At 37.1% G+C, this 19,422-nt stretch carries 17 protein-coding genes; 10 read left to right on the top strand and 7 right to left on the bottom strand.

Annotated elements, in window-relative coordinates; genetic code table 11:
* Nucleotides 1-787 precede the first annotated feature (787 nt).
* From KHA97_RS19805 to KHA97_RS19820, 4 genes are all read left to right on the top strand, one after another.
* A complete protein-coding gene (locus tag KHA97_RS19805) occupies nt 788-1,699 on the top strand; it encodes a diacylglycerol kinase (protein WP_213126533.1) in 912 nt (303 codons plus the stop codon).
* Between the two features lie 151 nt (nt 1,700-1,850).
* Nucleotides 1,851-2,570, top strand: a complete 720-nt coding sequence (locus KHA97_RS19810; protein WP_213126534.1) for a ThuA domain-containing protein — start codon at nt 1,851-1,853, stop codon at nt 2,568-2,570.
* A gap of 417 nt (nt 2,571-2,987) precedes the next feature.
* Entirely contained in the window at nt 2,988-3,935 is a 948-nt protein-coding gene (locus KHA97_RS19815; RefSeq protein WP_213126535.1) for a siderophore ABC transporter substrate-binding protein, read from the top strand.
* 79 nt (nt 3,936-4,014) lie between these two features.
* On the top strand, nt 4,015-4,728 hold the full coding sequence (locus KHA97_RS19820) for an NAD-dependent protein deacylase (RefSeq protein WP_213126536.1): 714 nt from the start codon (nt 4,015-4,017) through the stop codon (nt 4,726-4,728).
* A gap of 21 nt (nt 4,729-4,749) precedes the next feature.
* Here the strand turns inward: KHA97_RS19820 and KHA97_RS19825 are convergent, their stop codons facing one another.
* The 4 genes from KHA97_RS19825 to proV all read right to left on the bottom strand — a co-directional run bounded on the left by KHA97_RS19825 (nt 4,750) and on the right by proV (nt 8,530).
* A complete protein-coding gene (locus tag KHA97_RS19825) occupies nt 4,750-5,442 on the bottom strand; it encodes a YjjG family noncanonical pyrimidine nucleotidase (RefSeq protein WP_213126537.1) in 693 nt (230 codons plus the stop codon).
* A 98-nt stretch (nt 5,443-5,540) separates the two neighbouring features.
* Entirely contained in the window at nt 5,541-6,434 is an 894-nt protein-coding gene (locus KHA97_RS19830) for a glycine betaine ABC transporter substrate-binding protein (RefSeq protein WP_213126866.1), read from the bottom strand.
* 2 nt (nt 6,435-6,436) lie between these two features.
* Complete coding sequence (locus KHA97_RS19835; RefSeq protein WP_213126538.1) at nt 6,437-7,288, bottom strand: ABC transporter permease; 852 nt, start codon at nt 7,286-7,288, stop codon at nt 6,437-6,439.
* The gene (proV, locus tag KHA97_RS19840; RefSeq protein WP_213126539.1) at nt 7,289-8,530 is read right to left on the bottom strand and encodes a glycine betaine/L-proline ABC transporter ATP-binding protein ProV; all 1,242 of its coding nucleotides are present in this window, start codon (nt 8,528-8,530) and stop codon (nt 7,289-7,291) included. It abuts the gene before it with no gap.
* A 240-nt stretch (nt 8,531-8,770) separates the two neighbouring features.
* Between proV and KHA97_RS19845 the strand changes: the two genes are divergently transcribed.
* Entirely contained in the window at nt 8,771-9,313 is a 543-nt protein-coding gene (locus tag KHA97_RS19845) for a GbsR/MarR family transcriptional regulator (protein ID WP_213126540.1), read from the top strand.
* A gap of 26 nt (nt 9,314-9,339) precedes the next feature.
* Here the strand turns inward: KHA97_RS19845 and KHA97_RS19850 are convergent, their stop codons facing one another.
* Nucleotides 9,340-10,065 carry a YqcI/YcgG family protein gene (locus KHA97_RS19850; RefSeq protein WP_213126541.1) on the bottom strand — a complete coding sequence of 242 codons (726 nt, stop codon included), beginning with the start codon at nt 10,063-10,065 and terminating at the stop codon, nt 9,340-9,342.
* 185 nt (nt 10,066-10,250) lie between these two features.
* Between KHA97_RS19850 and KHA97_RS19855 the strand changes: the two genes are divergently transcribed.
* The 5 genes from KHA97_RS19855 (at nt 10,251) to KHA97_RS19875 (ending at nt 15,034) form a co-directional block, all read left to right on the top strand.
* On the top strand, nt 10,251-11,234 hold the full coding sequence (locus KHA97_RS19855) for a Gfo/Idh/MocA family protein (RefSeq protein ID WP_213126542.1): 984 nt from the start codon (nt 10,251-10,253) through the stop codon (nt 11,232-11,234).
* A 266-nt stretch (nt 11,235-11,500) separates the two neighbouring features.
* A complete protein-coding gene (locus KHA97_RS19860) occupies nt 11,501-11,893 on the top strand; it encodes a hypothetical protein (protein WP_213126543.1) in 393 nt (130 codons plus the stop codon).
* 79 nt (nt 11,894-11,972) lie between these two features.
* Nucleotides 11,973-13,346: a 23S rRNA (uracil(1939)-C(5))-methyltransferase RlmD gene (rlmD, locus tag KHA97_RS19865; RefSeq protein ID WP_213126544.1), complete on the top strand. Its 1,374-nt coding sequence runs from the start codon at nt 11,973-11,975 to the stop codon at nt 13,344-13,346.
* A 340-nt stretch (nt 13,347-13,686) separates the two neighbouring features.
* Entirely contained in the window at nt 13,687-14,226 is a 540-nt protein-coding gene (locus KHA97_RS19870; protein ID WP_213126545.1) for a sigma-70 family RNA polymerase sigma factor, read from the top strand.
* Complete coding sequence (locus tag KHA97_RS19875; RefSeq protein WP_213126546.1) at nt 14,219-15,034, top strand: hypothetical protein; 816 nt, start codon at nt 14,219-14,221, stop codon at nt 15,032-15,034. The genes KHA97_RS19870 and KHA97_RS19875 overlap by 8 nt, the downstream gene beginning before the upstream one ends.
* Nucleotides 15,035-15,405: 371 nt before the next feature.
* Here KHA97_RS19875 and KHA97_RS19880 read toward each other — a convergent pair whose 3' ends face one another.
* On the bottom strand, nt 15,406-17,103 hold the full coding sequence (locus KHA97_RS19880) for a M3 family oligoendopeptidase (RefSeq protein ID WP_213126547.1): 1,698 nt from the start codon (nt 17,101-17,103) through the stop codon (nt 15,406-15,408).
* A 235-nt stretch (nt 17,104-17,338) separates the two neighbouring features.
* Nucleotides 17,339-18,892 (bottom strand): ABC-F family ATP-binding cassette domain-containing protein, encoded by a 1,554-nt coding sequence (locus KHA97_RS19885; RefSeq protein WP_213126548.1) that lies wholly within the window; start codon nt 18,890-18,892, stop codon nt 17,339-17,341.
* Nucleotides 18,893-19,422 lie beyond the last annotated feature (530 nt).

The raw sequence follows: 19,422 nt of genomic DNA on the forward strand, positions 1-19,422 counted from the left end.
TGTTGGGTGATAATTTGGAAACAACTTTCATCGTGACCAAATTGTAAAAAATGAAGGCAATCCGGACATGTTGAAAGGTTCAACGTGACCTTGAAAGATGAAAAGGTTGGTTATGAGGTCACGATGAAGCACTTATCGTGACCTTCAAATTGAATAAGTAATTCTTCAGGTAACGATAAATGTTTTAACAACCATGTAAAATTAGTATGTAGGTTTATGATAACAATCAATAGCGTAATGTGCTTATCAAACATGAGAAATGCAGCATCGCTGTCCTTTTAGATCGATCAAAGAGCCCATGAACTAAGGGATCCCGCATTCAAACAACCCATGACCCAAGGAAACCTGCGTTTCGTGTCCGTTTGGATCGTTCAAAGAGCCCGTGATCCAAGGGATTCCGGGTTTTCTGTCCGTTTGGATTGTTCAAAGAGCCCATGAACCAAGGAATTCCATGTTCCTGTCCGTTTGAATCGTTCAAAGAGCCCATGGACCAAAGAATCCCACGTTTTCTGTCCGTTTGGATCGTTCTAAGGGCAGATAACCAAAAAGCCCCGCGTTTCCTATCCATTTAAATACATCAAATGGACAGGAAAATTTAAATTCAGAGCCCAATCCAAAATTCTCAAGTTAAGCAAGAAAACTGTTCGAAAAAGTTCACAACCTGTCCATCATCCCGGCCCATTCTTGTCCTGTGTTCTGGATTTTATTGAAAAAAAGAGGTATGATATGTCCGGATACTTAATTGATCATAATCGATTTTTGATTTCTTGGTGATGGGGTGAAGTATGTGAAAAGAGCAAGAATTATATATAATCCGACTTCAGGCCGGGAAATTTTTAAGCGAAATCTAGCGGAAGTTTTACAAAAGCTAGAGAGCGCTGGCTATGAGGCATCATGTCATGCTACAACAGGTGAGGGAGATGCCATTCAAGCTGCTAAAATAGCTGTAGAGCGTAAATATGATATCGTGATTGCAGCGGGTGGTGATGGGACAATCAATGAAGTGGTCAATGGATTGGCTGAACAGGATTTCCGTCCAAAACTAGGGGTTATTCCTACGGGAACGACTAATGATTTTGCCCGCGCCTTAAATATACCGAGGGATATTGATTCAGCTGTTGATGTGATTATCAAAAATGATACCATTCCAGTTGATATCGGTCGTATGAATGATAGTTATTTTATTAATATCGCAGGAGGCGGAAGGCTAACGGAGTTGACGTATGAAGTCCCAAGCAAGCTGAAAACCGTATTAGGACAACTTGCGTACTATTTAAAAGGGATAGAGATGCTGCCTTCCATCCACGCTGCAGAAGTTAGCATCGAGTATGATGGGAAGCTTTTCGAAGGTGAAATCATGCTATTCCTAATTGGCTTGACCAATTCTGTAGGTGGTTTTGAGAAATTGGCTCCCGATTCTTCTGTCAACGATGGACTATTTACACTGATGATTTTGAAAAAAACAAACTTAGCGGAATTTATTCGAATTGCATCGTTAGCCCTTCGTGGAGAGCATATTAATGATCCGAACTTAATTTATACGAAAGCAAATCATATAAAAGTTAAATCAAAAGAAAAAATGCAGTTAAATATTGACGGTGAGTATGGCGGGTTATTGCCTGCGGAATTTTCTAATCTTTACCGCCATTTAGAAGTTTTCGTACCGATTGATAAAATTAGAGAACAAGATAAAGTATGAAGCAGCCTCATAATAAGAGAGGCTGTTTCTTATTTTTCGAAAATTATTTCCTTGTTCATCCAGCTCATAATTGCTATATTATCAATATTAGGGTATGTAAGCGGTTAAGCTCTAATTTAGAGATTAAATACATAATGAAGGAGAGAGAAACATGAGGATTACGGTTTGGAATGAAAATCGCCATGAAAAAAAGAATCAGGTCGTTGCTGATATTTATCCTGAAGGCATTCATGGAACTATCGCGAAGACACTTGCCGAAAATGGATTTGATGTTAAAACGGCGACGTTGGATGAGCCTGAACATGGTTTAACAGAAGATGTTCTAAATGAAACAGACGTACTATTTTGGTGGGGACATATGGCTCATCACGAAGTTTCTGATGAAATCGTGAATCGCGTACATAAACGTGTTTTAGAAGGAATGGGTCTAGTCGTATTGCACTCTGGACATTTCTCGAAAATATTCCAAAAATTAATGGGGACCACTTGTAACTTAAAATGGCGCGAAGCTGATGATAGAGAGAGACTTTGGGTCGTCGATCCTTCACATCCAATTGCAGAAGGAATTGGCGAGTACATTGAACTAGAAAAAGAAGAAATGTATGGAGAGCATTTTGATATTCCAGCTCCGGATCAACTTGTATTTGTAAGTTGGTTTGAGGGAGGAGAAGTCTTCAGATCTGGATGTACATACCAAAGAGGAAACGGTAAAATTTTCTACTTCAGACCTGGACACGAAACGTACCCAACTTATCACAATAAAGAAATTCAGAAAGTCCTTGTGAATGCAGCGAAATGGGTAAGCCCATCTAATCGTCCGTATCCTACTTATGGAAACGCGAAGCCGTTAGAGGAAATTTCAAAAAAATAAGAAACACTAAATTCCTTGTCTAATTTGTGACAAGGAATTTTTTAATGCTTAAGAAAAATTATAAATTTGAAAGGATGTGTATAGAGTTATAAAAATAGTTTTCTTCTAGCTCCAGCGCCTACTAACTAGCAAACTTCTTGTCCTTTTCATTACTATAAATCAACATCGATTCGTCCTATCGGACTTATCGTGTTTCCTTTTTATCTCAGTCAAAATCCCTGAAGTTTGTAAGTTGATAAACAATCGCTTGCGCTTTTGTACTTGAAAATAAAATTATTTATGTTATATTACTAATTGAGAATGAATATCATTGTCATGTGAAGTAAATGAGGAGGAGCATAAGTTTATTTTTTTTGAGATTAATTGATAATGGTTATCATTGATCATTTTTACATAAAAATTTTAGAGGTGAATGTGATGAGAAAAGTTTTCTCTATATTAGTAATTTCAGCATTAATGATTATAATATCTGCTTGCGGAACAGATGCAAAGAAAAACAACGATGCTAATAATGGTGCTGGGCCCGCTGAAGAATTAACGATAAAACACCAGCTAGATGAAACGAAAGTGAAAAAGAATCCAGAAAAAGTAGTTGTCTTTGATTTCGGATCACTTGATACGCTGGATAAGCTTGGAATTGAACCAATTGCACTGCCAAAAGCAAATATACCAAAATACTTAGCAAAATACGAGGATGAAAAGTATGAGAATGTAGGAAGCTTAAAAGAACCTGATTTTGAAAAAATCCATTCTCTTAAACCAGATTTAATTATCATCTCTGGTCGTCAAATGGAGCTATATGATGAGTTCAAAGCTATTGCTCCAACGATTTTCCTAGGTGTTGATACTGAAAAGTATATGGAATCATTCGAATCGAACGCAAGAACAATCGGCAAAATTTTTGATAAAGAAGATGAAGTGAACAAAGAACTTTCTGCCATTGAAGATAGCATAAAAGCATTAAATGAAAAAGCATCTAGCCTGGACGGAAAATCATTAGTCGTGTTGGCAAATGAAGGTAAGGTAAGTGCGTACGGTCCTAAATCTAGATTCGGAATTATTCACGATGTGTTTGGTTTTGCTCCAGTAGACGATACTATTGAAGTGTCAACGCATGGACAGAGCATTTCTTTTGAGTACATTGTAGAAAAAAATCCTGATTACTTATTCGTAGTAGACAGAGGCGCAGCCGTTGATGGTGAATCGTCAGGCAAACAAATTGTGGAGAATGACATGGTTGAAAAAACTAATGCCTTTAAAAATGACCACATTATTTATTTAGATCCGGATTACTGGTACTTATCTGGAGGCGGACTTGAATCTGTTTCCAGCATGGTAAAAGAAGTTGAAGGTGCAATAGAATAATCGTTGGGACTGCTCCGTTATATTGGAGCAGTCTTTTAATTTGTTATAATAGATGTAAAACCTGAAAGGGGTTTTCTCATTGTTATCACAATGGCTGAAGGACTCTAACTATACAGTTATTTTAACAGGAGCAGGGATGTCGACAGAGAGTGGTTTGCCGGATTTTCGTTCTGCTGGAAAAGGATTATGGATGAAAAAAGATCCAAGTCAGATTGCTAGCACTGAAGCATTGAATAAAAACGTCGAGGAATTTTTTCAATTTTACCGTCATCGTGTGCTTGGCTTAAATGAAGCGAAACCTCATCAAGGTCATGAGATATTAGCGAAATGGGAAAAGAAAGGTCTCATTAGAAGCATTATCACTCAAAATATTGATGGATTTCATTCAGAAGCTGGCAGTCAGAACGTATTAGAACTCCATGGAACGATGAAAAAAGTTCATTGTCAATCATGTGGAAAAGAATACGGAAATGAGAAATATGCGAATGAAGAATTCATTTGTGAATGCGGAGGAAAGCTGCGACCGTCCGTTGTATTATTCGGAGAGATGTTGCCTGAAGAGGCACTTTATCAAGCAGCGGAAGAAAGTGAAAAAGCGGAATTATTTATCGTCCTCGGTTCATCCTTGACCGTTACTCCAGCTAACCAGTTTCCAATCATAGCCAAACAAAACGGTGCAAAACTCGTGATTATAAATATGGAACCGACAGACTTTGATATATATGCTGATCTTGTAATCAATGATCGCAAAATTGGTGAAGTATTAAAAGAAATAAATAAAGATCTCTCCTGATTTTTACAGAAGAGATCTTTTTTATATCGCCATTAATTTATTTAGATTTTCAATCATATATTTTGGGCGTATATTTTTTTCAACTGTATGCCCTAGTCGATTATAAAAACAAAAATCAATTCCAGCGTTCATAGCACCATAATAATCGTCGTGGAGTGAGTCTCCTACAAATAAAGCATCTGTACGATTAATATCCAGCCGCTTTAAAGCTTCTTCGAAAATTTCTTTATCCGGTTTCCAGTAGCCGACTTCATCTGAAATGATCAATTCATCAAAATAATGATCAATTCCTCCTACAGATAATCTGCTTCTCTGCGCTTCACCAATCCCATTCGAAATAATCGCCATTCGAAACTTCCCGTGTAGATGGGATAACAGGTCCTGAGCATGTTCTTCGAAATCACATGCGTTACAAAAGGTTTCCCAGTAAAAATTGGCCAATATCTTAGATTCGGAGCTATCTAGATTAAGATTTTTCAATGTATCTTGAAAGGAGTACTCCAAAACTTGATAAATCGAATAGTTGGACTTTACACGATCATTCCAATAATTTGTATTGATCGTAGTATAGATATTCCAAAATTCGTCCCACGTAAATGATTTCCTATCAATTAATCCATGCTCCTCGACCGTTCTTTGCATGGATTTCAATTCACTCACAGAGTAGTTTAATAGAGTATTATCTAAATCAAAAATAATCGCTTTATAATCCATGAAAAACACCCTTTTAAGTAATTTAGTAAATAGGTTACCGCAAATCGCGAAAAAGGGCAAGAAGCCCTCCACATTACACGTGAGGGGCTTCGAAATTATTATTCCTTTAAATCTTCAATAGAGTCGATATCCATATACTCTGGAACCGTAAGACCAATTTTTACGTTTTCCATGCTAGTTCCAATGTCTTCATACTTACCTTCAAATTTTTCAGCATACGTTTGGTGAGTAACAGGGAGCCAACCAGCCAGTAACGCATCTGCACTTCCGTCAGCTACAGCCGTCCACATTGGACCTGCTTCTACTTGTGAAATTGCAACATCATATCCTAAATCCTCAAGAACGAGTTTCATGACATTCGTACTCGCAATCGTACTGTCCCATGCAACGTATACTAGCTTCAGCTTATCACCATTGACTTTATTAACGCCATTTGTCCATTCGGCAACTTTTTCTTTATTTTCATTAATCCAGTTTTGGGCTGCGACTTCAGGCTTTTCACCGTCTTGGATGTCAACCATAACAGCACCCATATCCGCATCTTCCCACTTAAACTGTTGAAGAACTTTATATGCTTCTGGATGATCATCTTTTAGTCCGAGACGGCCAATTGAATGGATTTCTTCAGCACCGCCGTATACCCCTTTAGGATCATCTAAATATTTCAAGTCATATTTTGAAAACATCCAATGAGGATTCCATCCTGTGATGATAATAGGTTCTTTTTTATCATACGCCTTTTTCAAAGAAGCAGTCATTGCAGCACCTGAGCCTGATACAAGCTCCCATTTATCAAGTTCATATTCCTTTATTGCTTCTTCTGTCGCTTGCATAATGCCGGCTCCTGGGTCAATTCCTGTAATTTTATATTTAACACTTTTACCGACTGACTCAGATCCCGAACCACTTGAATCGGCATTATCACTTCCGCATGCCGCTAGTCCAATTGCTAAAATTCCTGCTGCCCCTAATCCTGCTATCTTTTTTAACATATTCACGATTCATTTCCCCCTTGTTTTTGCTTTCCAGCATGTTGTGTAATTCTATCTAATATGATTGCGACAATAACAATGGCCAACCCCGCTTCAACACCGACACCGGTTTTCAGTTGGGTCACTGCACGGTACACTTCTTCACCAAGGCCTGGAGCACCAACCATTGAGGCAATCACCACCATTGATAATGCCAACATAATACTTTGGTTAATGCCTGCCATAATCGTTGGCATCGCAAGTGGAATTTGGACCTTCATTAATTTTTGTCCTGTCGTAGATCCGAAGGCTTCTGTCGCCTCGATTAAATCTTCAGGAACTTGACGGATGCCTAGTATCGTTAGTCTAATCGTAGGCGGCATTGAAAAAATAACCGAAGCGACAATTCCTGGCACTACGCCAATGTTGAAAAAGAAAATCGCAGGTAATAAATAAACAAATGCCGGCATTGTCTGCATAAAATCAAGAATAGGTGTTACAATTCGCCTTACCGATTCCTTTTGTGAAGCCCAAATACCAATTGGAATTCCAATGACTATCGATATGACGACTGATGTTACGACAAGAGCAAGCATTTGCAACATTGGATTCCAATAACCTAAATAATCGATGATTAAAAAACCAATTATAGAAAATATGGCTATTTTTTTATTCGAAACCCACCAGGCTACAAGTCCAAAAAGAACCGCGAGAATAATAGAAGGAATGAATCCTAGACCATTCACAATACCATCTACAATTCCTTCTAAAAAAGTAGTAATCCCATCAAAGACGCTTCCGAAATGGGCAATGAGCCAATCAAGAAACTGATCGATCCAAGAGGCAAGAGGGATTCTTGGTAAAAATTCACCCATTTAATTCACCTCCTGCAAGTTTATTGAATCATCTTGGTCATTAATAAAATCATTATCTCCTGCTAATGCACCAATCAGAGCTCCTCGAATAATAATCCCCTGTAGGCGATTTTCTTCATCTACTACTGCAACTGGAATGGAAGCAGTGGAAACAACATTGAAAAGATCGGTAAGCAACGTATCAGAAGCAATCGTAGTAATGTTTTCAATGAGGACATCTTGGAGAGATTGATTTTTCTCGGATGCAGTATTAGCATCTTGGGCCGTAACCGCCCCTAGAAGACGATTTTGTTTATCGACAATATAAATGGAGGAAATTCCATGATGTTTCATTAATCTTAAAGCGACTCGTGGTCCTCTATCTATCTGAACTGTTTCAGCACGCTTCATAATATGGCTTGCTGTTAAAACCTTTGAAAGATCTACATCTTCAACAAATCTTTCTACATAATGATTAGAAGGATTCATCAAAATTTCTTCAGGAGTTCCGATTTGGACAATTTCTCCGTCCTTCATTAAAGCAATTCTGTCTCCTATTCTCAGCGCTTCATCAAGATCGTGGGTAATAAAGATAATCGTTTTCCCCATTTCATCATGCAATTGCAGCAACTCGTTTTGCATATCTTTTCTAATAAGAGGATCTAGTGCGCTAAATGCTTCGTCCATTAGCAAAATATCTGGATCATTTGCAAGGGCTCTTGCAAGGCCGACCCTTTGCTGCATACCACCACTTAATTGGTTAGGATATTGATCTTCATAACCTTCTAAACCAACAATCTTCAATGCATCCTTGGCTATTTTTTTACGAACGTCTTTCGCAAAACCTTGGATTTCCAACCCGTATTCCGTATTTTCCAAAATCGTACGATGAGGAAAAAGAGCAAATTTCTGAAAAACCATCCCGATCTTTTTCCTGCGCACTTCGCGTAATTGTTCTTTATTTAATGAGACAATATCAGTCCCATCCAATAGAACTTGACCAAAAGTCGGCTCGATTAACCGATTTAGCATTCTGACAAGTGTAGACTTACCGCTTCCTGACAAACCCATAATGACGAAAATTTCACCTTCGTATACATCAAAGTTTGCCTTATTTACTCCGACGGTTGCGCCCGACATTTTAAGAATTTCACTTTTACTTTTTCCTTCTTCTAAAAACTGTGCCGCTCTTTTTATGCTTTTTCCGAAAATTTTCGTAACATTTTTCACTTCGATTTTTTTCGGTAACATAACTTCTTTCATGACTTCACTCCTTCGCTACCTATACAAGTTTATAGGAATAACAGCCGGTAGCTCAAACGCCATATGACTTGATATTCAATGTGTATAGTACGTACAGAATAAACTGTACAAAGTATTTCTTTGTTATACGCAATAATCCTCTCGAATGCTCCCTTTTCCTTCCTCAAATGATTCTTTACATTACGCTCGATAGATTATAATCTAATAATGAAGCTGATTATTCTTTAGGATGTGAACTATGTGGAAGGAAAAGAGCAACTAGATAAAGCACGTGAGCGAATAATAGAAACAATTGCACAAAATATTCACTTATATGGTGTTACCCCTTCTGCGGGCAGGTTATATGGAATGATGTATTTTCATAATCAACCGATCACACTTGACGAAATGAAAGAAGAACTAGGGATGAGCAAAACAAGCATGAGTATGTCAGTCAGGTCCTTATCCGATTTAAAAATGGTGGAAAGGGTTTGGAAAAAAGGGGTACGAAAAGACTTATACCAAGTAGAAGAAGATTGGTATCAAAGTTTTATTGATTTATTTTCGACAAAGTGGAAAAGCTCCATTTCGATGCATATCCATGCAATTCAAAAGTCTTTGTCAGAATTAAAACAACTCCTTTCAGATGATGATGCCAATGAGGAAGTAAAGGAACTGGCTAAAATTGATATAGAAAAATTAGACTATATTCTTCAATACTATAAATGGCTTGCTCGTTTAATCGAAACGTTTGAGAGTCAAGAAATATTTTCTTTAGTTCCAAAGGAAAATGAAGAAATGTAAAAACCTGTCCAAAATAAGACAGGTTTTTACATTTCTTTATGATGAAACGGACATTCGCCTTCAATCGGTTTTGCATCATCACCGATAAAAAATTGTTTCCATTCCCGATGTTCGGGGTCGCCATAATGACTGATATTTGGATGCTTCGGCAACCGATCCCATTTTTCTACTCGAGCTCTTACTTTTTCTCGGGACATCATTCCGCCTTTTGACGTTCCTTCCAGACCTTCAAATATTCTACGAGGTTGGAATCCTAGAATAAGGCTATTCCCTAAATCTCTCGTTTTTCTTTGTTTATAAGCAGGTGTATTTCCGAAGATAAAAAACGGCTCTCCCGAAAAGATAAAATTCCATAGATGGTGGTCAGGGTCTTTCGGTAAATCTTCTGGCCATGGTTTTTCATCTGCTTCATGCAAATACTGAAGGATTTTCCAAAAATATTGACGATAGTATTCTAAAGATTGTTCTTCCTGTTCAGGTTCTACAAATAGAAAAAAGCCGTGGCGAATCAATGGTTTAGAAGAATCAAATAAAGAAATGAATGCTTCTAATGTTTGAGGAAGGATGGACCAATCATCATGAGAAATATATGAATAACGAAGTTCTCCTTTTTTTTCTCCCGCCATCCCGAATGTGCAAGGAAATGTTTTATTCGTTACGATTTTATGAAAGGTCTTGTATTCCCTTATTACCCATTCAGGAACGATATTTGGGTTTGTCATCTCTTCCTTTGTCAATAGGAGTTTTTCCATTTACATCACCTCATACTGCCATATTTACCCGACACAATTTTGTTAAAACAATAGGTTATTCGAAAATTTTAATAGATAAAAATAATTTTCATATCTTTTCCCATCAAGCATATATAAAGATATAATATCTTTATATGATTCTCATTTTTTTGAGGATTCACAATAATAGAAGGGAAGTGTAAGTTTTGATTAATGTTGCCTTATTAAGCAGATGGCATGTTCATGCAGATGATTACGCTAGAGATGCCAAAAATAATGGAAATCTTTCGATTCAATTGGTTTGGGATGAGGATGCCGAACGCGGGAAAAAGTGGGCAGATGAGCTAGGAGTTCCATTTGAAGGTGATTTAGAAAAAGTATTATCCAACCCTGATATTGATGCCGTCATAGTTAGCACTCCAACAAGTTTACATAAAGAAGTAATGATTGCCGCTGCTAATCATCAGAAACATATTTTTTCTGAAAAAGTATTAGCTTTTTCAGTTGAAGATTCTGAAGAAATCTATCAAGCAGTAGAAGCAAATGGCGTTCATTTCATGCTTTCATTGCCTAGATTAACAGAAAGCTATTATTTATATGCTCAAGAGGCGTTGGATTCGGGAAAATTAGGCAAATTGACCACGATTCGCTGCCGATTCGCACATAATGGAGCCGTTCCAAACGAAGGAGCAACGAGCGGCTGGCTGCCAGAACGCTTTTTCAATAAAGAAGAAGCTGGCGGAGGTGCTTTGATCGACCTTGGAGCTCACCCAATTTATTTAACGAATCGCCTAGCTGGAAACGCTGTCGCTGTTCAAGCGAGACTACAGCAAACAAACGGCCTAGGTGTAGATGACAATGCGGTAGTTCTAGTAGAATACGAATCTGGAGCATTAGGGATTATCGAAACAAGCTTCGTATCAAACGGTAGCCCATTTCAGCTTGAGCTTTATGGTACAGAGGGAACAGTATTAATTGAAGATGGAAGTATAAAAGTTAACGGCAAGCACTTCGATGGCTGGCAAACACCAGAAGCACCTGCAGCCATACCAATGCCAATGGTACAGTGGACAGAAGTAATCTTGAATGGAACCACTCCTTCTATTACGAAGGATGATGCTATTCGTTTAACGGCTGTGAATGAGGCAGCGGCCCGTTCACAAGAAGAAGGAAAAAGAATAGAGTTATAATTAAGTTTGGTAGGTCCATCTATATATGTAGATGGACCTATTTATTTTGAAGAATTTTTGACATTGTTGAGACTGTGATGGTTATCACAATCTAAGTAGATAAGGAATTTTGAGGATGATATCTTGATAATTTCATCCTTTTATATTATGAATAATTAGGATAAAATTGGAAAAGGTGAATGCCTTAAAAACCTTTAAATGTCGACTCGGTTAATCGTTAAATAACATAATTAATATAATGAAACAAATAAACTTTGAGGTGAAAAATGAAAGAATATAAGATTACAAAGATAGTAGGGGTTGTGGCAGGTATATTAATAATGTTTGTAGCAATAGGCTTTGGAATAATGTACTTAATAGGAACAGGTCTATCAAAAGCACTGAATTCAGGATATGATCAATCCTCTTCTGACAATTCAGGATTAACGATTATTATCGTCCTTCTTCTTTTTGGACTAATAATGGGAATTATGCCTTTTCTCCTTAAAAATAAAGCTTGGAGAATGATTTATATTAGTTTATGTTTAATTGTTGGAATTGGATTTACGATTACGTTTATTATGTCTATCGGAGCTCTTGGATCAATAAATGAAATTTTCATTTTATGTTTGGGAGTTGTTTTTTTCTTGCAAAGCTATTTTGCGATAAAGAAGAAATAAAATATCCTCTCTTTTATGTGAATAAAGCAAATTATGTTACAATCAAAAAAGTAAATTTGCATCGAAAAGGAAGACAATAATGGCTAAAATTCAAGCACCAGTTAATAAAAATGATTATATAGATGTTATATTTGAAGATCTGACACATGACGGAAACGGAGTAGCAAAAGTAGATGGATATCCTCTTTTCATTCCGAATGGTTTACCAGGTGAAAAAGCGAAAATTAAAGTCGTGAAATTAAATAAAGGCTACGGGTTTGGTCGTTTAATCGAATTGTACGAAGAAAGTAAGTTTCGAGTTGAGCCGGAATGTCCGATTTATAAAGAGTGCGGCGGCTGCCAGCTTCAGCATCTGAGCTATGTAGGACAAATGAAGGCAAAAGAAAAGCAAGTTCGCGATGTAATGGAACGAATCGGAAAACTCGAAAACGTAACCATCCATCCAGTGTTAGGAATGGATGAACCGTGGCGTTATCGAAATAAATCCCAAGTTCCAATTGGAGAACATGAAGGTGGGCTAATTGGCGGATTTTATCAAAGAAGATCCCACGACATCATTGATATGGAAAAGTGTCTCATCCAAATGGAACAAAATGACGTTATCCTACAAAAGGTTAAGGAAATTTGCAGTAAGTACGGTGTAAAAGCTTATAATGAACAAACTCATAAAGGAACGCTACGGCATGTAATGGCGCGTACTGGTAAAACGACAGGTGAGATGATGATTGTACTGATTACCCGTACGACAGATTTACCAAACAGTAAACAAATTATAGAGGAAATCATTAAAGCAATACCAGGTGTTAAGTCCATCGTCCAAAACGTGAATTCAAAACGTACGAATGTAATTTTTGGTGATCAAACAAAGGTTCTGTGGGGCGAAGAAGTGATCTACGATTACATAGGGGACATCAAATTTGCTATTTCAGCGCGTTCTTTTTATCAAGTAAATCCAGACCAAACGAAAGTCCTTTATGATAAAGCATTGGAATATGCGGGTTTAAAAGGAGAAGAAACTGTTATTGACGCATATTGTGGAATCGGCACAATATCATTATTTTTAGCTCAAAAAGCGAAAAAAGTATACGGAGTAGAAATTGTTCCTGAAGCAATTGAAGATGCAAAAAGAAATGCAGAACTAAATGACATCACAAATGTCGAATTTGCAGTAGGGGAAGCTGAAACTGTTATCCCAAATTGGTACAAACAAGGTATTGAAGCTGACATTCTCGTAGTCGATCCACCGCGTAAAGGCTGTGACCAAGCATTGCTTGATACGATCATTAATATGAAACCGAAAAAAGTTGTTTATGTTTCGTGTAATCCTGCAACTTTGGCAAGGGATTTGCGCATTTTGGAAGATGGGGGATATAAGACGGTTGAAGTGCAGCCGGTGGATATGTTTCCGCAGACAATGCACGTCGAGTGCGTGGCGTCGATAGAGTTGAAATAGCTTGGTATCAGTAAGTTTAGTGTATTTTAGTTGAATAATGATGTGTGTTTTATGTTCCCTCGGACTAATGGTTCGGGGGATTTTTTGACCCCCGGGGTCTTGCTTTTCCGCGGAATAAATGGATGTAACATATGAAACAATCCCTTTTAACAGGGATACTATATCCGGTATTAGCACGGAAAAATGAGAGCGATTCAGTTGTTATTTTCGAAAAAGAGAATCAAGAAGATAGTTTTTTGTCTTCAGTAAACTAGTTAGGTTACGATAAAGGAAAAGCCAATAAAATAAACGGGTCAAAGTCAACTTTACATTCGTCTAATCTTTTGAAGGGGGGATAGTGGTGTTACTTCAAATAAATAATGATATAGAAATAACTAATGATGCCTTATTGCACCAGTTAATGTTGAAGTATGGATCGGAGTTAAAACGGATTACCTATTTGTATGTAAACGATCGAATGGAATGTGAAGATATTATTCAGGAGGTTTTTATAACTTGTTATCAAAACATGGGCAATTTTCGGCATGAAGCAAGTTATAAAACTTGGCTTATTCGCATTACCATCAACAAATGTAAAGATCATCGTAGGCGATGGAGCATTAGGAATCTAATTTATAAACCAAAAATTAATTCATTGAATACAAGTCAATCATCTGAAAATATATATATTCAGCTACAACATACCAATGAAATAATAGAACAAATCGCTAGTCTTTCAGGCAAATACAAAGAAGTTCTCATTCTATATTACTATCAGGAAATGAACATGAGGGAAATTAGCGAAGTTCTAAATATTAGTATTAATACGGTTAAATCAAGACTTTTACGTGGAAAAGAGGCTCTTCAATGTAAACTTGAAAGGAGGAAAAAACTTGAATAACTTTGATAAGAAGATATCAGATAACGTGAAGAGTTATTTAAATGAAAATATTCATTTTTCGAGTGAAGAAAGCGATAAGATTCACCTAAAAATTCAACAAGGTATTCATAAATCAAGAAAGTTTAATCCGTTCTATTCTACAGCCTTGGCTTCTGCTGCTATTATTTTTCTTGTTTTGGGGGTATCTTTTCTAAAAGGTACTATGGTGGGTACGGAAAACAATCATGCTGTACTGGGTCCTGGTAATGAAAATTTCATCTTACCTGAGGGTAAAGTATTAGCGGTAGACATGTCTGACGTTGAACAAATGAATATTGGTGCCGAAATACCCCGGCTTTTATATGCCGATCACAACATTGCGGTAATGCAGGGGACATTTGGAGTAGTCGTATATAGTATGGAGGACTCTATGGTTACTAATAGAATTTCATATGAGCAAGTTAAGTCATATGGCATCTCCATGATGTTGGCATCTGTTTCTCAAGATGGTACAACAATCTATGTTGGAAATGAGGATATGTCTAATGAATTTATATATACTCATCAATACAATATTAGTTCTAGAAGCATCAAAAAAACTACCCAACAGCCCACTGGTATGTTTAGCCCCAAGAATATTGAACCACCTGGTTATAATGAGCAATACGATAAATATTTCGATTTACACTATCTAACGGGTAACACAATTGTAGAATTGGATAAATCGTTTATTTATCTACGATCCTCAGACTGGAATATGAAAAACTTACAAATCGTTATTTGTCAGTATGAAGATGGTGAAAGTAAAGTTTTTGATGTGTTCAAATGAAAATTATTTCCGCCGTCATAAATTAAGTGGGATAAAAAATGTGGATATAATCAGCTAAATTAACATGATTATTACCAGTGGATCGGTAATCAACATACCCCCTGGCAAATTACTTTTATAGGGGTGAATACATTCACGCAGAATTAGAATATTCGTTTAAATGTATCAACCTTTGATTATAACGCATGTGGAGTGTGTATCGAAGTTAGAACTGAAGAGATATTAGCAAAAAATACGCAAAGAGTTCTGTGGACAGGTTTTTTGACTGTAAAGCAAAAGGCACAACTAGAAAATATCACTAGTTGTACCTTTTTGCACGGAAAAATTTCCGATTATTCTATAAAAAAAGTCGTCCCTGTTCTCCCACTTTATTAATGAATGTCTTGAATGACTTTTTCTAAGAATTCACCCATTCGCTTAACGGTCCGCTCTGAAAAATCAAAACTGACTCCAGTTTCATTATAAATAGCTGCGATGGATTGATTGTAGTCCGCACTAGCTCCTTTTTTAAAGGATTCGACAGCTTGCTCTGGATTTTTCTGATAATTCTCAAGTAATTGTAGAGCACCAAGCATCGAGATGGAGTATTCAATATTATAGAAAGGAACTTCGAAATAATGAAGGGTACCTGCCCAACTCATCCCAATTTCCTCCTCAAACCCAGAAGTATCGACAGGGTTTAAGCCATAACGTTTTGAGATTTCAAAGTATTTTTCATCACGCTCTTTGGCAGTGTGTTTAGGATTTGTATACATCCAATGTTGGAAAAGATCCCCTGACAACGGTCCGAATAACATGGTAAATGCCCGTCTCAACTCTTCGCGTTGTGCGCTCTTAAAATCTTCTTCTTCTGGATAAAAACGATCCAGCTTATCCAATAAGAGCAATTCCATCCCATGTGAATACAGTTCCGCAATTTCCATTCTGTGCTGGTAGTCTTCAAGAGGACCGTGTTCTGAAAACTCGAGGTAACCATTCACTGCATGGCCCATTTCATGAATTAATGCGATAAGAGAGAAAAAGGATGGACTAAAATTCGCAAAGACAAAGGTATCTCCTGAAACAGGTAAGGGGGTACAGAAACCACCTGGGCTTTTTCCTTTCCGATCCCCAAGATCTAGTAACCCATGCTCTCTCATATAATCGAAACGGTCTGCAAAGTATGGGTCGGTCTTCCCTAATATCTCAGAAACGCCATCCATAAGAGTAGACACCTCGGAGTATGGTGGATTTTTCATCAATTTAGCTGTGTTATCCCAAGGACGATATGTATCGACACCAAGCTTGGACTTAAAAACATCTGCGAGCCTGTTCCAAGCTGGAATAATGTGTTTTTCTACATTTTCATGAAAGTCATAACAATCTTGGACACTATACTCACGATTTTTGGCCACAAACATATAATCACGATAATTTTCAAAGCCTGCATTTACAGCGATTTGATGACGTAGTTGAACGAGTTCGTCCATGATATCATCCATATCGGGCTTAATTTGACGATGGGCTGACATCATCGCGTGATAAGCTTTTTCTCGCACGGCTCTATCTAGATGATCTAGTTGGGATTGGATAAATGGAAAAGGCTTTTCTTCCCCCTCCCATTCAACTGTTAGCCCTCCCATAATTTCACTATACTTCGTACAGAGCTCTTGTTCTTTTACCATTAATGGAATGTTTTCTTCTCTAAACAGTTTAATTTCGGACTCGCGAACTCGTCGCATTAAGCCGTAGCGTTTTTCATCTAATTGATTTAAATAAGGAGATTCACAGCATTTCTCATTCAGTTTAGCTTTATATTTCATTAAAAGTGGTTGGATGACTTGCTGATCGTGAAGATAAGTTGACTTGATGTCCGCATCCTCTGTGTTTCGGTAGAAGTCGACTTGGTGACCTGTCATCGCCTCCGTGATTTTAATCATTAAATCCTTTTCATCTTTTAACCAATTTTCTAGGTCAGAAACGGATTCGATGTGAACCTCAAGTAAGCTTTGAAATTGAGCTTCGACCACTTCTACATCTTGTAAATCAATTAATTCTTTATAATAATTATGACCTATATCTTGTGTCATGGATAACTCTCCTTCCCCCTTAAATTATTTCAATTATCCCAATAATTATCATATAGTTTTCTAGTTATCAAATCTAGCTTTTTTAAAAATTTCAACAATTAATTCTTTAATGGAAGATGATAGAATCTGCTTTTTTAAGAAATCTAAAGTAAAGTTTTATTAAATAATTTTGGATGGTTTATAAAAAGGGGTACCCAAGTGAAAATTTTTTCATTGGGTACCCCTTTAGCTATATTTAAAACACTTTTGTAGTCCAATCCTCACAATTCCAAACATCGGTCGCAATTTCGCGATAGAAATCAGGTTCGTGGGATACCATCAAAATACTTCCGCGATAGGCCTTTAAAGCACGCTTCAATTCTTCTTTTGCGTCCACATCCAAGTGATTGGTAGGTTCGTCTAGAATTAATAAATTCGTTTCAGTGTTTAATATTTTACACAATCGAACTTTGGCTTTTTCTCCACCAGAAAGGACTTCGATTTTACTTTCAATATGTTTCGTCGTTAATCCACATTTTGCAAGAGCAGCACGGACTTCAGCCTGATTCATACTTGGGAACTCGCTCCAAATCTCTTCAATACAAGTATTGTAGTTTGACTGTTTAACTTCCTGCTCGAAGTAACCGATGTATTGATACTCACCACGTTCCACTTTACCCGAAATTGGATTAATCAACCCAAGAATACTTTTTAAAAGAGTAGACTTACCAATACCGTTTGCACCTACAAATGCAATTTTCTGTCCTCGTTCCATTTTCAAATTCAGAGGGCGAGAAAGTGGTTCATTGTAACCAATAACAAGATTTTCAGTCGTGAAAATCCAGCGACTAGCTGCACGAGCTTCCTTGAAATTAAACTCTGGTTTTGGCTTCTCTTTCCCTAATTCAATAACTTCCATTTTGTCGAGCTTCTTCTGACGAGACATCGCCATATTACGAGTCGCAACACTTGCCTTGTTACGAGCAACGAAATCTTTCAAATCAGCTATTTCTTGTTGTTGACGCTTGTAAGCGGACTCTAGCTGTTGTTTCTTCATTTCATATATTTTTAAGAAGTTATCATAATCACCAACATAGCGATTCAATTCTTGGTTCTCCATGTGATAGATCAAGTTAACAACATTGTTCAAAAATGGAATATCATGTGAAATCAAGATAAATGCATTCTCATATTCTTGTAAATAGCGCTTCAACCATTCGATATGCTGTTCATCCAAATAGTTCGTTGGCTCGTCTAGTAATAGGATTTCAGGCTTTTCTAGCAAAAGCTTAGCTAGCAAAACTTTTGTACGTTGCCCACCGCTAAGAGTATCTACATCTCGATCGAGTCCAACATCGTCTAATCCTAGACCACGAGCAACTTCCTCAACTTTTGAATTAATTCGATAGAAATCATTACTATCTAAAGTTTCTTGGAGCTCTCCAACTTCTGCAAGTAATGCATCGATATCAGCACCTTCATCACCCATTTTTGCATAAAGTTCATTAATCTCTGACTCAGCATCAAAAAGATATTGAAAAGCAGCACTCAAAGCGTCACGCATCGTAGTACCTTTTTGAAGTACAGCATGCTGATCTAAATAACCAACGCGGACTTTTCGTGACCACTCAACTTTCCCCTCGTCGGGTTGCAACTTCCCAGTAACAATATTCATGAAAGTAGATTTACCCTCACCATTTGCTCCAACTAATCCAACGTGCTCTCCTTTTAAAAGTCGAAAAGACACATTATTAAAAATCGCACGATCACCGAAACCGTGACTTAAATTTTGTACGTTTAATACACTCATTTTTTTAACCCCTTATCTGATGTCACATGTGAATCTTACTAGATTTTGACTGCTTTTTCTATCTTAAAATTATTTTTGTGAAAATTTAAGTCTGCCCCAAAATAATAAAATAAGATTATTGAATTACATATACTTGGGCGTATAACATTGGGTATGAGTCCATTATACAACCGATCCTGGAGGTAAGATATGAGTTATTCCCTAGTGGGAATAAATGTAGAAAAAATGAAAGAATTGGTTAAGTTCTAAACTAAAATTTTTTAAAAATAAGTGTAAACTCATCAACACCTCAGGAGTTGCCACATACACTCTACACATGTGGAGTGCTGTGTGTCGCTCGTAAGGAAGTAATATTAGAGCGGCATTTACCATTGATATTAAGACTGATAGAGCCAAAGCGGAGTCAGCGCTTTGGCTCTCCTTATGGGGAGATACTGTTGAGGCATAGTGAAAGATATTCAGGAAATGGAAGGGGATTGAGAAAATATGTCGAACTACTTTGAGGATAATGATGAAACTGTAACGATCTG

The organism is Lederbergia citri (assembly GCF_018343625.1).
Taxonomy (GTDB): Bacteria; Bacillota; Bacilli; order Bacillales; family Bacillaceae_C; genus Lederbergia; species Lederbergia citri.

What these genes read in the sequence shown, in the direction of transcription:
- KHA97_RS19810 (WP_213126534.1), top strand. Translation starts at nt 1,851, where the DNA reads ATGAGGATTACGGTTTGGAATGAAAATCGCCATGAAAAAAAGAATCAG.
- KHA97_RS19815 (WP_213126535.1), top strand. Translation starts at nt 2,988, where the DNA reads ATGAGAAAAGTTTTCTCTATATTAGTAATTTCAGCATTAATGATTATA.
- KHA97_RS19825 (WP_213126537.1), bottom strand. Translation starts at nt 5,442, where the DNA reads ATGGATTATAAAGCGATTATTTTTGATTTAGATAATACTCTATTAAAC.
- KHA97_RS19830 (WP_213126866.1), bottom strand. Translation starts at nt 6,434, where the DNA reads ATGTTAAAAAAGATAGCAGGATTAGGGGCAGCAGGAATTTTAGCAATT.
- KHA97_RS19835 (WP_213126538.1), bottom strand. Translation starts at nt 7,288, where the DNA reads ATGGGTGAATTTTTACCAAGAATCCCTCTTGCCTCTTGGATCGATCAG.
- proV (WP_213126539.1), bottom strand. Translation starts at nt 8,530, where the DNA reads ATGAAAGAAGTTATGTTACCGAAAAAAATCGAAGTGAAAAATGTTACG.
- KHA97_RS19850 (WP_213126541.1), bottom strand. Translation starts at nt 10,065, where the DNA reads ATGGAAAAACTCCTATTGACAAAGGAAGAGATGACAAACCCAAATATC.
- KHA97_RS19860 (WP_213126543.1), top strand. Translation starts at nt 11,501, where the DNA reads ATGAAAGAATATAAGATTACAAAGATAGTAGGGGTTGTGGCAGGTATA.
- rlmD (WP_213126544.1), top strand. Translation starts at nt 11,973, where the DNA reads ATGGCTAAAATTCAAGCACCAGTTAATAAAAATGATTATATAGATGTT.
- KHA97_RS19880 (WP_213126547.1), bottom strand. Translation starts at nt 17,103, where the DNA reads ATGACACAAGATATAGGTCATAATTATTATAAAGAATTAATTGATTTA.
- KHA97_RS19885 (WP_213126548.1), bottom strand. Translation starts at nt 18,892, where the DNA reads ATGAGTGTATTAAACGTACAAAATTTAAGTCACGGTTTCGGTGATCGT.